At 72.6% G+C, this 14,685-nt stretch carries 14 protein-coding genes and 2 pseudogenes; 9 read left to right on the top strand and 7 right to left on the bottom strand.

The window, feature by feature from the left end; all coding sequences use genetic code 11:
* Positions 1 to 40 precede the first annotated feature (40 nt).
* Positions 41 to 1,225, bottom strand: coding sequence for an ROK family protein (locus ACWGJM_RS26720; protein WP_453414242.1), 1,185 nt, complete (start codon positions 1,223 to 1,225; stop codon positions 41 to 43).
* Between the two features lie 125 nt (positions 1,226 to 1,350).
* On the opposite strand from ACWGJM_RS26720, the gene ACWGJM_RS26715 reads away from it, so the two are divergent.
* Together ACWGJM_RS26715 and ACWGJM_RS26710 are read left to right on the top strand one after the other, a co-directional pair.
* A complete protein-coding gene (locus tag ACWGJM_RS26715; RefSeq protein ID WP_453414241.1) occupies positions 1,351 to 2,814 on the top strand; it encodes an APC family permease in 1,464 nt (487 codons plus the stop codon).
* Between the two features lie 169 nt (positions 2,815 to 2,983).
* On the top strand, positions 2,984 to 3,751 hold the full coding sequence (locus ACWGJM_RS26710) for an ArsR/SmtB family transcription factor (protein ID WP_453414277.1): 768 nt from the start codon (positions 2,984 to 2,986) through the stop codon (positions 3,749 to 3,751).
* A 67-nt stretch (positions 3,752 to 3,818) separates the two neighbouring features.
* Here ACWGJM_RS26710 and ACWGJM_RS26705 read toward each other — a convergent pair whose 3' ends face one another.
* Positions 3,819 to 4,256: an SPW repeat protein gene (locus ACWGJM_RS26705; RefSeq protein WP_453414240.1), complete on the bottom strand. Its 438-nt coding sequence runs from the start codon at positions 4,254 to 4,256 to the stop codon at positions 3,819 to 3,821.
* 69 nt (positions 4,257 to 4,325) lie between these two features.
* The gene (locus ACWGJM_RS26700; RefSeq protein ID WP_453414239.1) at positions 4,326 to 4,922 is read right to left on the bottom strand and encodes a sigma-70 family RNA polymerase sigma factor; all 597 of its coding nucleotides are present in this window, start codon (positions 4,920 to 4,922) and stop codon (positions 4,326 to 4,328) included.
* A 102-nt stretch (positions 4,923 to 5,024) separates the two neighbouring features.
* Here ACWGJM_RS26700 and ACWGJM_RS26695 point away from each other — a divergent pair, with 102 nt between their 5' ends.
* Positions 5,025 to 6,056, top strand: a complete 1,032-nt coding sequence (locus ACWGJM_RS26695; protein WP_453414238.1) for a MerR family transcriptional regulator — start codon at positions 5,025 to 5,027, stop codon at positions 6,054 to 6,056.
* A gap of 52 nt (positions 6,057 to 6,108) precedes the next feature.
* Here the strand turns inward: ACWGJM_RS26695 and ACWGJM_RS26690 are convergent, their stop codons facing one another.
* Positions 6,109 to 7,482 (bottom strand): cryptochrome/photolyase family protein, encoded by a 1,374-nt coding sequence (locus tag ACWGJM_RS26690; protein WP_453414237.1) that lies wholly within the window; start codon positions 7,480 to 7,482, stop codon positions 6,109 to 6,111.
* 80 nt (positions 7,483 to 7,562) lie between these two features.
* Positions 7,563 to 9,092 (bottom strand): SDR family oxidoreductase, encoded by a 1,530-nt coding sequence (locus tag ACWGJM_RS26685; RefSeq protein ID WP_453414236.1) that lies wholly within the window; start codon positions 9,090 to 9,092, stop codon positions 7,563 to 7,565.
* A gap of 179 nt (positions 9,093 to 9,271) precedes the next feature.
* On the opposite strand from ACWGJM_RS26685, the gene ACWGJM_RS26680 reads away from it, so the two are divergent.
* Positions 9,272 to 9,448: a hypothetical protein gene (locus ACWGJM_RS26680; protein WP_453414235.1), complete on the top strand. Its 177-nt coding sequence runs from the start codon at positions 9,272 to 9,274 to the stop codon at positions 9,446 to 9,448.
* Positions 9,449 to 9,466: 18 nt separating this feature from the next.
* Here ACWGJM_RS26680 and ACWGJM_RS26675 read toward each other — a convergent pair whose 3' ends face one another.
* Positions 9,467 to 10,375: a LysR family transcriptional regulator gene (locus ACWGJM_RS26675; RefSeq protein ID WP_453414234.1), complete on the bottom strand. Its 909-nt coding sequence runs from the start codon at positions 10,373 to 10,375 to the stop codon at positions 9,467 to 9,469.
* A gap of 137 nt (positions 10,376 to 10,512) precedes the next feature.
* Here ACWGJM_RS26675 and ACWGJM_RS26670 point away from each other — a divergent pair, with 137 nt between their 5' ends.
* The 5 genes and pseudogenes from ACWGJM_RS26670 (at position 10,513) to ACWGJM_RS26650 (ending at position 13,615) form a co-directional block, all read left to right on the top strand.
* Entirely contained in the window at positions 10,513 to 10,596 is an 84-nt protein-coding gene (locus ACWGJM_RS26670) for a putative leader peptide (RefSeq protein ID WP_350284076.1), read from the top strand.
* A 126-nt stretch (positions 10,597 to 10,722) separates the two neighbouring features.
* A pseudogene (locus ACWGJM_RS26665) lies at positions 10,723 to 11,089 on the top strand (LLM class flavin-dependent oxidoreductase); the annotation flags it as partial.
* A pseudogene (locus ACWGJM_RS26660) lies at positions 11,069 to 11,227 on the top strand (NADPH-dependent FMN reductase); the annotation flags it as partial. The pseudogenes ACWGJM_RS26665 and ACWGJM_RS26660, both read left to right, overlap by 21 nt.
* A 5-nt stretch (positions 11,228 to 11,232) precedes the next feature.
* A complete protein-coding gene (locus ACWGJM_RS26655; protein WP_453414233.1) occupies positions 11,233 to 12,417 on the top strand; it encodes an SfnB family sulfur acquisition oxidoreductase in 1,185 nt (394 codons plus the stop codon).
* 55 nt (positions 12,418 to 12,472) lie between these two features.
* Positions 12,473 to 13,615 carry an LLM class flavin-dependent oxidoreductase gene (locus ACWGJM_RS26650; protein WP_453414232.1) on the top strand — a complete coding sequence of 381 codons (1,143 nt, stop codon included), beginning with the start codon at positions 12,473 to 12,475 and terminating at the stop codon, positions 13,613 to 13,615.
* Here the strand turns inward: ACWGJM_RS26650 and ACWGJM_RS26645 are convergent.
* Complete coding sequence (locus ACWGJM_RS26645; RefSeq protein ID WP_453414231.1) at positions 13,594 to 14,652, bottom strand: acyl-CoA dehydrogenase family protein; 1,059 nt, start codon at positions 14,650 to 14,652, stop codon at positions 13,594 to 13,596. The genes ACWGJM_RS26650 and ACWGJM_RS26645 overlap by 22 nt on opposite strands.
* Between the last annotated feature and the right edge of the window lie 33 nt (positions 14,653 to 14,685).

Below are 14,685 nucleotides of genomic sequence, written 5' to 3'. Positions count from 1 at the left end.
GATGAGCCGTGTCAATCACCGTGGCCAGGCCGCGAATCGCTCATGACCCGGACGACCTGCGCTCGAACACCATCTCCCGAGCCGTACCCAGTGCCGTCGCCACCGCGCCGAGGAGCACCGCGTCCTCACCCAGCCGGCTCGGGGCGATCTTCGGCCGCAGCGGGGTGAGCGCACGCAGATGCTCCCGGACCGGCCCCAGCAGCAGGTCCACGCTGTGGCCGACGCCCCCGCCCAGCACCATCAGATCGGGGTCCAGTACCGCGGCGGCCGCCGCCACGGTGTGCGCTATCCGCTCGCCCTCCAGCCGCACCGCCTGACGCGCCGCCGTGTTGCCCTGCCGGGCCGCGTCGAAGACGGCCTTCGCGGTGAGCTGCCCGCTCATCCCGAACCGGCGCGCCGCCTCCACGACGGCCACTCCCGACACCGCGTCCTCCAGCCGCTCCGGCTTCTGCTGCCCCGGCCACGGCAGGAACCCGATCTCCCCGGCCAGCCCGTGCGCCCCCGTGAACAGCCGTCCCTCGCTGACGACCCCCATGCCGAGCCCGGTGCCGATCAGGATGTACGCGAACAGCCTGCTGCCCGCGCCGACCCCGTAGGTGTACTCGCCCAGGGCGGCCAGATTGGCGTCGTTGTGCACCTCCAGCGGCACGCCCAGTTCCTCGCGCAGCCGGTCCAGCAGCCCGGCGCGGCCCCAGCCCGGCAGGTGCATCGCGTACCGCACCCGCCGCTGCCTCTCGTCATACACACCGGGCGTGCCCACCACTCCGTGCACCACCTCGGAGGGGTCCACGCCGGAGCTCGCGACCACCTGCCGGGCGGAGGAGATCACCAGGTCGGCAAGGGCGTCGGCGCCGCGGGCCCGGTTGCGCACGTCGGCGCGGGCGACCAGCGTGCCGTCCAGGTCGGCGACGGCCACCCGCAGCCAGCCGCGGCCCACGTCCACGCCGAGCGCGTACCCGGCGGCCGGGTCGGGGGAGTACAGGACCGCCGTCCGGCCGCGCTCGGGGGCATGCGTGCCGACCTCGCGGACCAGTCCGGCGGCCTCCAGAGCGGCCAGCGCGCTGGAGACGGTCGGCTTGGACAGCCCCGTCTCGCGGGCCAGTTGAGCGCGAGAGGCGGCGCCGAGGGTCCGCAGCCGGTCCAGCAGCAGCCGCTCGTTGGTGCTGCGCAGGCGCTGCCGGTTCCAGGGCTGATCCGGTTGCTCTACGGCGTCGCTGGCGGGCATCCGACCATTCTCATGCATTCCCGGCGCATACTTGACGCTCTAGTAAATCTACTTAACTATATCGGCCACTCGGTCACTCGGCCCCGCCGGGCGAGCCCTCTGCCTGCCGCGCGTCAGGAGTCCTTATGTCCGGTAGTCCCGGTAGTCCGCCACCCACGGGTGGCTTCGTCCGTCGCGTCGGCCTGTTCCAGGCCACCGCCATCAACATGAGCCAGATGTGCGGGATCGGTCCGTTCGTGACGATCCCGCTGATGGTCGCCGCGTTCGGCGGCCCCCAGGCGGTCATCGGGTTCGTCGCGGGCGCGGTGCTGGCCCTGTGCGACGGTCTCGTCTGGGCCGAGCTCGGGGCATCGATGCCCGGCTCCGGCGGCAGTTACGTCTACCTCCGCCAGGCCTTCCAGTACCGCACCGGCCGGCTGATGGCGTTCCTGTTCGTCTGGACGGCGATGCTCTTCATCCCGCTGATCATGTCCACGGGTGTGGTCGGCTTCGTCCAGTACCTGGACTACCTGGCCCCGGACCTGACACAGGCCCAGGGCGACCTGGTCGGCCTGGGCGTCATCGCCCTGGTGGTGATCCTGCTGTGGCGGGGCATCGAGCACATCGCCCGGATCACCGCCGTGATGTGGGCCGTGATGATCGCCTCGGTGCTCCTGGTGATCGTCGCGGCGGCCACCGACTTCAGCCCGCACTTGGCCTTCACGTACCCCGCCCACGCCTTCGACCTGACGAGCAACCACTTCTGGCTCGGTTTCGCCGCCGGTCTGACCATCGGCATCTACGACTACCTCGGCTACAACACCACCGCCTACATGGGCGCCGAGATCAAGGACCCCGGCCGCGTCCTGCCGCGGTCCATCCTCTTCTCGATCCTCGGCATCATGGCGATCTACCTGCTCCTCCAGATCGGCACGCTCGGGGTGATCGACTGGCACCGGATGACCGACCCGCACGACATCGCCTCCACCTCGGTGGCGTCGGCGGTGCTGGAGGAGACCTGGGGCAAGGGGGCCGCCGACACGGTGACGGTCCTGATCCTGATCACGGCCTTCGCCTCGGTGTTCACCGGCCTCCTCGGCGGCTCGCGGGTGTCCTACGACGCCGCCCGCGACCGGGTGTTCTTCCGTCCGTACGGCAAGCTGCACCCCCGGCACCGCTTCCCGATGCTGGGCCTGGCCACCATGGGCGTGATCACCGCGATCGGCTTCCTGATCGGCCGCCACACCGACCTGGCGACCCTGATCCAGCTCCTCACCACGGTGATGGTGATCGTGCAGGCGCTGGCCCAGATCGTGGCGCTGAGCGTACTGCGCAGGCGCCGGCCGACCCTGCGGCGCCCGTACCGGATGTGGCTCTACCCGCTGCCGAGCGTCCTGGCCTTCGCCGGCTGGTGCGTGATCTACGGCTACGCCGACAAGAACTCCCCGGGCCGTCACCCCATCGAGTGGTCCCTGGCCTGGCTCGCCCTCGGCTGCGTGGCCTTCCTGATCTGGGCCCGGGGGGAGAAGGTGTGGCCCTTCGGTGAGAAGGAGGTCACCGAGGAGTACCTCACCGTGCCGGCGCCGGAGGCGGAGCGGGCCGGTACCTGACCGCGCCCCCTCGGCCCACATGCGCCGGAGTGCCCCACGGTGGCACTCCGGCGCTTCGTGCTTCCTCGGCCGTCCTGCCCCGACCCTGATATGCAGGTAATCGACTGCCCTTGACGTGCAGGCAATTGCCTGCATAACGTGGGGTGTGCGATCAGACGACGACCCCGTGATGGACAAGGTCTTCAAGGCGCTGGCCGACGGCACGCGCAGACGCCTCCTCGACCGGCTGCACGAGGAGAACGGGCAGACGCTGGGTGAGCTGTGCGCGCGCATCGACATGGCGCGTCAGTCCGTGACCCAGCACCTGGCCGTCCTGGAGGCCGCCAACCTGGTCGCCACCGTGCGGCGGGGGCGGGAGAAGCTGCACTACCTCAACCCCGTGCCGCTCCACGAGATCCAGGAGCGGTGGATCGACAAGTTCGAGCGCCCGCGCCTGCGCGCGCTCGGCGACCTGAAGCGACGAGCCGAGGAAGCCATGACCGACAGGCCGAGTTTTGTGTACGTCACCTACATCGCGAGCACCCCGGAGAAGGTCTGGGAAGCGCTCACCGACGCCGATCTGACCGCCGCGTACTGGGGGCACCGCAACGTGTCGGACTGGCAGCGGGGTTCCCGCTGGGAACACGTCCGCACCGACGGTTCGGGCGTCGCCGACGTGGTCGGCACCGTCGTCGAGAGCGAGCCGCCCACCCGTCTGGTCACCACCTGGACCTCGCCCGAGAACGAGGGGCAGGAGGACAGGTACTCCCGGGTCACCTACGACATCCGGCGGCACGAGGACATCGTCCGGCTGACCGTCACCCACGAGGACCTCAACGACGAAGGGGAGCGCTCCGACGTGTCCTACGGCTGGCCGGCCGTCCTGTCCAACCTCAAGTCCCTCCTCGAGACCGGCACCACGATGCCGCAGGCGCCGTGGGAGGTGCCCGGCCGCTGAACGTGCGGCGGGGCCGGTCCGTCGTCCGCGGACCGGTCCCGCGTCCTCCCTTCCAGGGGCTCTTCGATCACGGCATGGGAGCGCTCTTCGCCGCCGTACCGGCGCACATCATCCCGAGGATCACGGCCAGTGCGCCGATGACGACGTTGTTGACGATCACGCCGGTGTCCGGGGCGCTGCCCACGATCCAAGGGGCGATGATCATCCAGACGCCCATGGCGCACATGGCCCAGCTGAGGCCGTACATCCGTGCCGGGGCCGTGGTGAATCCGAGGGCGAGCAGGCCTATGGCGATGCCCATGATCAGGTTGTGGGCCGCGAGCGCGGGCTGACTCGTCGTGTAGTGGAGGATCCAGGGCGACACGGCGCAGTACAGACCGAGCAGGAACACCGGTCCGTCCACGAGCGCCACATCACGACCGCCGAGCATGCGGGCATAGCGCTCCCGCATTTCTGATGCATCGGGGTGACTCGTTATGTCCCCTCTGTGTGAGACGTTGGCCATGATTCGTCTCCTTTGCGACTGTGCAGGCCTGACCGCGTCAGTGCGGTATGCGGTAAGCGCCGCTTACGGTCATTCTGCTCTTATTTCTTCTTTATGTGTAGGTTCGTCGAGGAGGTTCCGGAGCCGGTGCAGCCCGCGCCGCGCATGGCTCTTGACCGTGCCCAGCGGCAGTCCCGTGCGCGCCGCGATCTGGGGCTGCGTCAGGTCCTCGTAGAAGGCCAGGTCCAGCACCCGTCGTTGGGGTGCCGGAAGCCGGGCCAGTTCCCGCCGGACGAGGACGCGGTCGAGCGCGGAGTCCGGCCGTCCGCCCCCGGTGTCCGCGACCATGCGGACCGTCGCCGCGGCCGACACAAGTTCGCCGCGCCGGGTCCGCGCCGCCAGGGCGTCGGCGATCCTGCGCCGGGTGATGCCGACGATCCAGCCGCCGAGCGGGCCCCGTTCGGGCCGGTAGCCGCGACGCCCGCACCACACGCCGAGGAACACCTGCTGGGTGACGTCCTCCGCCTCCGCGGCATCGCCCAGCGAGCGCCGGGCCAGCGTGTAGACCAGCGCCGACCAGCGGCGGTAGACCGCCGCCAGGCCGGCGTCGTCGCCCGTCATCAGGCTGCGTGCCAGATCCTCTTCGGTACGCGGCTCGGTGCGCGGCTCGGCACTGCACGGGCTCATGACCACGGCTCCTGACCTGAGAGAACTGTCATTTGTGCGCCATGGTGGGAGCCCGCCGGGAGGGCCTCAACTCGCATCGATTCTGCGTCGTATAGTCACCGTGTGGGCGATTTGGACGCGGATCGCGAACCGGAGCAGGAGTCGGCCGCCGGTGCTGCCGTGACCACCGGCGCGCTGGCCCGCAGGCTCGGCGTGTCACCGACCACCCTGCGCTCCTGGGACCGCCGGTACGGCCTCGGCCCCGCGGTGCGCGCCGACGGCCGGCACCGCCGCTGGACGCCCCGGGACGTGGCGGTCCTGGAGACGATGTGCCGGCTGACCTCGGCCGGTGTACCGCCCGCCGAGGCCGCCCGCGCGGCGAAAGAGGCCACGAGCGCCGCCGGCCGCACGGCCGCCGCGCCGCCTCCCGACCGGGGACCGGCTCCCGCCGCCGGGCGCTCACGGGCGGCCGGGGCCCTGCCGCTGGGCGAGGTGCGCCAGGAGTGCCGGGGGCTGGCCAGCGCCGCCGTGCGCCTCGACGCCGCGGCCGTCGAGTCGCGGCTGGCCTCGGCCGTGGCGGAGCACGGGCTCACCGCCGCCTGGCAGGAGGTGATGGTGCCGACCCTGCACGCCGTGGGACGCAAGTGGGCGTCCTCGGGCGACCGTTACGTCGAGGTGGAGCACCTGCTGTCCTGGCACGTCTCGACCACCCTGCGCCGCCACACGCCGCCGCCCCTCCCGGCGGCCGACACCCCGGCCGCCGGTCCCGTGCTGCTGGCCTGCGTCCCCGGCGAGGAGCACACCCTGCCGCTGGAGGCGCTCAACGCCGCCCTGGGTGAACTACGGCTCCCCACCCGGATGTTCGGCGCCGCCGTGCCCGCCCCGGCACTGGCGGCGGCGGTACGGCGGCTGGGCCCGGCCGCCGTGGTCCTGTGGGCGCAGGCACGCGCCACGGCGAGCCCGCCGCTGGCCCGGGACGTCGCCGCCACGGAATGGGGAGTCAGGGGCGCGCGCCGCCGGCCGCTGGTGGTGCCGGCCGGTCCGGGCTGGGCCGGCCGCCGCACCCGGGGCATGCCGCGTCCGACGGGGCTCCGGGAGGCCCTCGACCTGCTGGCCGACGGGTACGGGGCGGCGCCGCCCGGCGGTTCGCGGTGACGGCACCCGGGTCAGGCGGGAATCGTCGGACAGGCCCCAGGGCCCTATGGCCTCACTCACGCGCCCGTGCCCGCCGGAAGCGGGCCAGCCCCTCGGACAGGTCGACGATCGGCTCCGGGTAGTCGACGGCCGCCCGCTCCGGCCCCCGCAGTATCCACGGCTCGTGCACCAACGGCGGCTCCAGCGATGCCAGTTCCGGCACCCACCGCCGTACGTAGGCGCCCTCGGGGTCGTACCGCCTGGCCTGGGTGACGGGGTTGAGCACGCGGTTGGGGCGGGTGTCCGTGCCGGTCCCCGCCATCCACTGCCAGTTGAGCTGGTTGTTGGCGAGGTCGCCGTCGACGAGGAACCGCAGGAAGTGCCGGGCTCCCACACGCCAGTCGACGTACAGCGTCTTGGTCAGGAAGCTCGCGGTCAGCAGGCGGCCGCGGTTGTGCATCCAGCCCTCGTGGCGCAGCTGGCGCATGGCCGCGTCCACGACCGGATAGCCGGTGCGGCCCTCCCGCCAGGCCTCGATGTCGTCCCCGGCGGTGCGTTCGGTCCGCCAACGGTCGTGCTTCGTACGGTAGTCGGCGCCGGCGGCGGCCGGCCGGGCGGCCAGGAGCTGGCGGTGGAAGTCGCGCCAGGCGAGCTGCCGTACGAAGGCCTCTGCGCCGGGGCCGCCCGCCTTGCGGGCCCGGTGGACGATTTCCACGGCGGAGAGCGTGCCGAAGTGGAGATGGGGCGAGAGGCGGGAGGTCGCGTCGCCGGCCAGCTCGTCGTGTCGGTCCTCGTACGCGGCGACGCCCGAGCGCAGCCAGGCCGCGAGCCGCCCTCGGCCCTCCGTCTCGCCGCCGGCGGCCAGCCCCTGAGACACCCCCGGCACCGCGGCACGCGAGGGGATCCCCTCCGAACCCACTGCGTCCGGCACGCGCACCGTCCGGGGAGCGCCGAGCGCGTCCCGCAGCCGCTGCCGCGACCACTGCCGGAAGTACGGAGTGAACACCGCGAAGTGGTCCGAGGAGGCCGGGGTCAGCGCGCCGGGAACCACCGCCGTGGTCACCGTGTCGTGCACGTGCAGCCGGCGCCCGTCCGCCTCCAGGGCACGCCGCAGCCGCTCCTCCCGGCGGTGCGCGTACGCGCTGACGTCGGCCGCCATGTGCACCTCGTCGGCGTCGGTCTCGGCCACCACCTTGCACACCTCGGCGACCACGTCACCCGACCGGACGACGAGCCGCCCGCCGCGCCGGCGCAGCCCCGCGTCCAGATCCCGCAGGCAGTCGGCGAGGAACGCCAGCCGGTTGGGCGCGGTGAAGCCGGCCGCGTCCACGCCCCGGTCGCGTACGAAGAGAGGGACCACCTGGCGGGAGCCGTCCAGGGCGGCCCGCAGCGGCGGATGGTCGTGCAGGCGCAGGTCGGAGGTGAACAGGACGACCGAGACGTTCATGGGGCGCTCCGCACGAGACGGTGTGGACGATATGGGCGATGAGGTGATTCGGGGCCCGGGCGGCCCGCCGGATGCGGGCGTCAGCGGACCGGTACGCGTTCCTCCGTCCGGGTGGGCGGACTACCGGCCGCGGCCCGCGCGATGTTGCGGGCCATGCCGCCGAACACCACCGCGTGGAAGGGCGACACGCTCCACCAGTACGCGTGACCGAGCAGCCCGCGCGGATGGAACAGGGCGCGCTGCCGGTACCGGCTGCGGCCGGTGCCGTCCGGCTCGGCGTACATCTCCAGCCACGCCAGGCCCGGCAGCCGCATCTCGGCCCGCAGCCGCAGCAGCCGGCCCGGCTCGATCTCCTCCACCCGCCAGAAGTCCAGCGAGTCGCCCGCGCGCAGCCGCTGCGCGTCCCGGCGGCCCCGGCGCAGGCCCACCCCGCCGACCAGCCGGTCCAGCCATCCGCGCAGGGCCCAGGCGAGCGGGAAGGAGTACCAGCCGTTGTCACCGCCGACGCCCTCGATCACCCGCCACAGCGCGTCGACGGGGGCGTCCACCCGCGCCTCGCGGTGGTCGGCGTACAGGCTGCCGCCCGCCCAGTCGGGGTCGGTGGGCAGCGGATCGCTCGGCGCGCCGGGCAGCGAGGCGGAGGACCAGCGCGTGGTGACATCGGCCTCGCGGACGCGGCGCAGGGCCAGCCGCACCGCCTCGTCGAAGCCGATCGGCTGTCCGGGTGGGGCGGGCACGTACCGGGTGATGTCCTGTTCGCGGCAGACCACCTCATGCCGCAGCGACTCGGTGAGCGGCCGCGCGATGGACGCGGGAACGGGGGTCACCAGGCCCACCCAGTGACTCGACAGTCCGGGCGTGAGCACGGGCACGGGGATGATGACCCGGCGGGGCAGACCCGCCACCGCCGCGTAGCGGATCATCATGTCCCGGTACGTCAGGACGTCCGGCCCGCCGACATCGAAGGCCCGGCTGACATCGTCCGGCATGCCCGCGCTGCCGACGAGGGCGCGCAGGACGTCCCGAACGGCGACCGGCTGGATGCGGGTGCGCACCCAGCTCGGGGTGACCATCACCGGGAGGCGCTCGGTGAGGTAGCGGAGCATCTCGAAGGAGGCGGAACCCGACCCGATGATCATCGCGGCGCGCAGGACGGTGGTCGGCACCCCCGAGTCCAGCAGGATGCGGCCCACCTCCGCCCGCGAGCGCAGGTGCGGCGACAGCGCGTGCTCCGGCACGCCCGCCGGGGTGAGTCCGCCGAGGTAGACCACGCGCCGGACGCCCGCGGCCCGGGCCGCTTCCCCGAAGACCGCCGCCGCCCGGCTGTCGGTCCGCTCGAAGTCCCTGCCCGAGCCCAGCGCGTGCACCAGGTAGTAGGCGACGTCGACGTCGCGCATCGCCGCGGCGACCGAGGCGGCGTCCGTGACGTCTCCCCGGACCACCTCCACGTCACCCGCCCACGGATGGTCCCGCAGCTTGCCGGGGGAGCGGGCCAGGCAGCGCACCCGGTGTCCGGCGGCCAGCAGCTCGGGCACCAGCCTGCCGCCGATGTACCCCGTGGCACCCGTCACCAGACAGCGTGGCCCCGCTCCGGCCTCGTCACCGCTCATCGGTCGTCCGTCCTTCCCGTCGGCCCCCTGAGATCCCTTCCACGCGGGCGGGGCCTTCGGATGCGCGCTCACGGACATCAGCCCCGATCCGGGTCATGTCCACGCCGATCCCGGGCAGCCGGAGTAGTACGCACGGCGAAAGCTCGTAACCCTGTCGATACTGGAGGTGACCTGCCGCTATGGGCGCGAAGGTGTTGGAGCGGTTTCCTGCGGGGGCTCCGCGCGGATCGTGGCCGGCGGAGGAGTTCGCGGCGGCGCGCCGCGCCGCGGGCGAACCCGCCACCGTGGTGATGGACCTGAACTCTGACGCCTTCCTCGTGGTGGTCGAGCGGCAGGACGACGACGGACGGCCCTGACCCGGGACCGGCAGCGGTCTACCGGCGGTCCGCCAGTTCCCGCGCCCGGCGCACGAACGCCTCGTGCAGGTCCCGCGCCGCCTGCGGCACGGGCTCCGCCCGGCGGCGCTGGAGCATCAGCAGCACCCGCGTGGTGTCGTCGGCGAGCGGCCGGCAGGTGAGCGCGCCGCACCGCTCCAGCGGATCCCCGACGACACTGAAGTCGGGCAGCACCGTCGCCCCCAGACCCTCGGCGACCATCAGCTTGCCCATCTCGGCGCCGTCGGTGGAGTACGAGAAGGACGGCGCGCGCCCGGCCAGCAGCCGGTGGACGTAACGGTGCATCACATACCCGGCGCGCATGGCGATCAGGGGCACGCCGAGCAGATCCTCGGCCGAGACCACCGACAGGGACGCCAGCGGGCTGTCGGGACGCACGCACACCACCGGACGACCGCGCAGCAGCTCGGTCGACTCAAAACCCGCCGGCACGTCGTCCCCGTCCAGATGGTTCACCAGACCGAGGTCGAAGCCGCCCTCGGTCAGTGCCCGGTGGATCTCCGCCTGCTGGGCGCCCACCACCTCCACCTGGGTGACGGGATGCGCGGCCCGGAAGTCCCGGACGACCGGGATGAGCAGCGGCACGGTCGCCGCGTTGACCGTGCCCACCCGCACCATCCGGCTGACCCGGTGCTGCTCGCCCGCGGCCGACCGCAGCCGGTCCACCGCCTCCAGTACGCCGACGATGTGCGGCAGCAGTTCGCGGCCCTCCGCGCTCATCGTGGCGCCGGACCGCTTGCGCTCCAGCAGATCGACTCCGAGCTCCCGTTCGAGATTGCGCACGGTCTCGCTCAACGCGGGCTGCGACAAACGCAGATCCTCGGCGGCCCGGCGTAGCGAGCCGAGCCGGGTGACGGCCGCGATGTATTCCAGCTGTTCTATCCGCACGACTGCACAATGCGGCCGTTTCCGGGGAGCGTTCAAGGGTTTCCCTGTCACACCTTCGTGAAATTCAATGGTCCGCGATACGAGAACGGTCGGGTTTTCCTTGACTGCCGTCATCGGCGACTGCCACGATCGACAGCATGAAGATGCGACTGGACCTCACGCGGCGACGCCACGTCGACCTCGCGCGCGTCTCCAGTGCCTCCTGTCGCGCCGCGGCCTGACACTCGTCCCGATCCGCCGCCCCGCACTGCTCTTCACCGCCTGAATTCCCGTCTTCAGGGTCGCCTTTTCGCGTCCCCGGAATTCGGCGTGCCCGAAAACCGAGCACACCGCAACAGGAGTTCCGCATGTCCGCAGCGCCCGTGAAATTCGCGTACTGGGTCCCCAACGTCAGCGGAGGACTGGTCACCAGCAGGATCGAGCAGCGCACCGACTGGGGGTACGACTACAACCGCGAACTCGCCGTCCTCGCCGAGAACAACGGCTTCGAGTACGCCCTCAGCCAGGTCCGTTACATGGCCGGCTACGGCGCCGAGTACCAGCACGAGTCGACCAGCTTCAGCCTCGCCCTGCTGCTCGCCACCCAGCGCCCGAAGGTCATCGCGGCCGTGCACCCCGGACTGTGGCACCCCGGCGTCCTCGCCAAGCTCGGCGCCACAGCCGACCACCTCTCGGGCGGCCGCTTCGCGGGGACACATCGTCCAGGGCTGGTTCACCCTCGACAAGGACATCACGGTGCACGAGGACGGCGGCCTGACCGTCAGCCCGGCCACCGCCGAAGCCCTCGGCCAGGTGCTCGACCAGTTCTCGGCCGCGCTGGGCCGCACCCCGCTGCTGGCCGCGGCGAGCTGAGCGTCATGACCGCACACGTCATCGCCGACGACGCCGAGGCCCTCGCCGTCGCGGCGGCCCTGGCCGAGGAATTCCGGGCGGGCGCGGCCGGACGGGACGCGGAACGCCGGCTGCCCCGAGCCGAGCTGGACCGGCTGTCCGCCTCGGGTCTGCTCGCGGTCACGGTGCCCGCCGAGCACGGCGGCGCGGATGTGAGCGCCCAGACGCTGGCGGAGATCTTCCGGCTGCTCGGCTCCGCCGACGGCAGCCTCGCCCAGATCCCGCAGAGCCACTTCGCGTACGTCAACGTCATCCGCCGCCAGGGCAGCGAGCAGCAGCGGAAGTTCTTCTTCGGCGAGCTCCTCGCGGGCAGCCGCTTCGGCAACGCCCAGTCCGAGGCGGGCACCAGGCACGTCCAGGACATCCGCACCCGCCTGGAGCCCCAGGCCGACGGCTCCTACCTCCTGACCGGCGTCAAGCACTACTCCACCGGCGCCCTCTTCGCCCACTGGATCCCGGTGCTGGCCCGGGCCGAGAACGACGACCTGCATGTGGCGTACGTCCCCCGGGACGCGCCCGGTGTCACGGTCGTCGACGACTGGGACGGCATGGGCCAGCGCACCACGGCCAGCGGCACCGTCCGCCTGGACGGCGTCCAGGTACCCGCCGACCGGGTCCTCGCGCACCACCTCACCTTCCAGGGACCGCAACTCCACGGCGCGGTGGCCCAGTTGCTGCACGCGGCCATCGACACCGGGATCGCCGGGGGAGCACTGGAGGAGGCCGCCGCGTTCGTCCGGACGAAGAGCCGGCCCTGGTTCGAGAGCGGCTTCGACACGGCCGCCGAGGACCCACTGCTGATCCAGCGCTTCGGTGAACTCGCCCTGGAGGTACGGACCGCGCAGGCACTGCTGCGTGAGGCGGCCCGGACCGTGGACGCGGCCCGCACCGGCCTCACCGACGACTCGGCGGCCGAGGCCTCCATCGCCGTCGCCGCGGCCAAGGTGCGGGCGGCACAGGCCGCGGTGGAGGTGGCGAGCGCCCTGTTCGAGGTGTCCGGCACCCGGTCGGCGCTCGACTCCCTCAATCTGCACCGGCACTGGCGGGACGCCCGCACCCACACGCTGCACGACCCGACGCGCTGGAAGATCCAGCACATCGGCCGGTACGTGCTCAGCGGCACCCGCCCGCCCCGCCACGGCCTCCTCTGACAGCGCCGGACAGCCCGACAGCCGGACCACGGACACTCGCGATCGGAGACCCCACGTGTCCCTCACCTTCCACTGGTTCCTGCCCACCAACGGCGACAGCCGCCACGTCGTCGGCGGCGGCCACGGCACCCCGGCCACCGTCTCCGGACGGGACCGGCCGCCGACGGTCGGCTACCTGAGCCAGATCGCCCGCGCCGCCGAGGACCTCGGCTTCGTCGGCGCGCTCACCCCGACCGGGGCCTGGTGCGAGGACGCCTGGCTGACCACCGCGATGGTCAGCCAGAACACCGAGCGGCTGAAGTTCCTCGTCGCCTTCCGGCCCGGCTTCGTGTCACCCACGCTCGCCGCGCAGATGGCCGCCACCTTCCAGCGGCAGTCCGGCGGGCAGCTCCTGCTCAACGTGGTCACCGGCGGGGAGAGCCACGAGCAGCGCGCCTACGGCGACTTCCTGGACAAGGACGACCGCTACCGTCGTACCGGCGAATTCCTTGAGATCGTACGGGAGTTGTGGGACGGCAAGACCGTCGACCTGCACGGCGAGCACCTCCAGGTCGAGGACGCGAGACTGGCCCGGGTGCCGGACCCGGTCCCCGAGGTGTACTTCGGCGGGTCCTCGCCGATCGCGGGTCAGATCGCGGCCCGGCACGTCGACGTGTACCTGACCTGGGGCGAGCCGCCCGCGCAGGTCGCCGAGAAGATCGCCTGGGTCAGGGGGCTGGCCGCGAAGGAGGGGCGGACGCTGCGGTTCGGGATCCGGCTGCACGTCATCACCCGTGACACCGCCGAGCAGGCCTGGGCCGAGGCGAACCGGCTCCTCGACGGCTTCGACCCCGAGACCGTCAGCTCCGTCCAGGCCGGGCTGGCCCGCAGCGAGTCCGAGGGGCAGCGGCGGATGCTCGCCCTGCACGGCGGCGGCCGGGACGGGCTGGAGATCCACCCCAACCTGTGGGCCGGGATCGGACTGGTCCGGGGCGGGGCGGGGACGGCCCTGGTCGGCAGCTACGACGAGGTCGCCGACCGGATCGAGGAGTACGCCGCCCTCGGCATCGAGGAGTTCGTGCTGTCCGGGTATCCGCATCTGGAGGAGGCGTACTGGTTCGGCGAGGGCGTGCTCCCGAGGCTCGCCGCGCGAGGGGTGTGGCGGCATCCGTTCCGGCAGGACACCGCCCCGGCGGCTCAGGTGCCGTTCGCGAGCTGAGACCCGCGCCCGGTCAGGGCGTCGAGATGAGCACGGCGGGACTGCGCCGTCTGCCCCTGCACCAGCAGGAACAGGCCCTCCCGGGCCAGGCGTTGGGCCTTGCTGTCCAAGGTCGTCGCCCGGCCGCCGCCGGCCACCACCGCCGCGGTGGTGGCCGTCCTCATGACCTCGTACGACTGTGTCCGCAGCGCCAGCCGCTCCGCTGGGTGCTCGGCCGCCGCCGGATCGTCGGCCAGGGCGTAGGCCCGGCGGCGGACCTCGTCCAGGCGGGCGCGGAGCGGGGCGGCCGTCTCCTCGTCCAGCAGGGCCAGGGCCGCCTCCGCGACGCCGAACACCGCGGGGGAGGCGTTCACCGTCCGGTCGCGGTCGGTCACCGCCCAGCGCTCGTACGGCATCCGGAGAGCCACCGCCTCCTCGGGCAGCCACAGGCCGTCCAGCTCCAGCGACACCGTTCGGGCGGCAGTGAGGGCCGCCAGGCGCACGGGCCGCGACGCCCGCAGGCCGGGCTGGTCGCGGGCCTCGGTGAAGGCGAAGACCGCCTCGTCGGAGTCGGTGAACCCGGCCAGCAGCAGCACGTCGTTGAGACCCCAGCCGGTGTACCAGGGGACGGTGCCGTCGAAGCGCCGGCCGCCCCGGTCCCGGGTGACCCGGACCGGAGTGCGCGGATGGGACCGCAGGTGCGCGTACGCCACCCCTGACATGAGTTCGCCGCGTGACAGCGGGCCCAGCAGCCGCTCCCGGACGGGCGTTTCGCCCTTGGCCAGGATCTGCACCGGCGTGTGGTGCTGCGTCTGCACGAACCACGTCGAGCAGCAGGCCCCCGCAAGGATCTCGGCCGTCTTCCGCGCCACCGAGGCCGGTGCCGCCGAGCCGCCGTACGACACCGGCGCGCTCACCCCGAGCAGCCCGGACCGCTTGACCGCCTCGATGTGACTCGAGGGGACCTCTGTCTGGTCGACGCGCTCGGCGTTCGGGGCGAGCAGCTCGTCCGCGAGCCGGCGGGCACGGACGACGAGAGGGTGTGCTGCGATGGTCATACGAAGAATTCTCCCGATCCCGCCGGCCGAGAT

Source organism: Streptomyces sp. NPDC054834 (assembly GCF_053611185.1).
The sequence above is the reverse complement of the archived record's forward strand: the minus strand, read 5'-3'. Positions and strand labels throughout refer to the sequence as shown.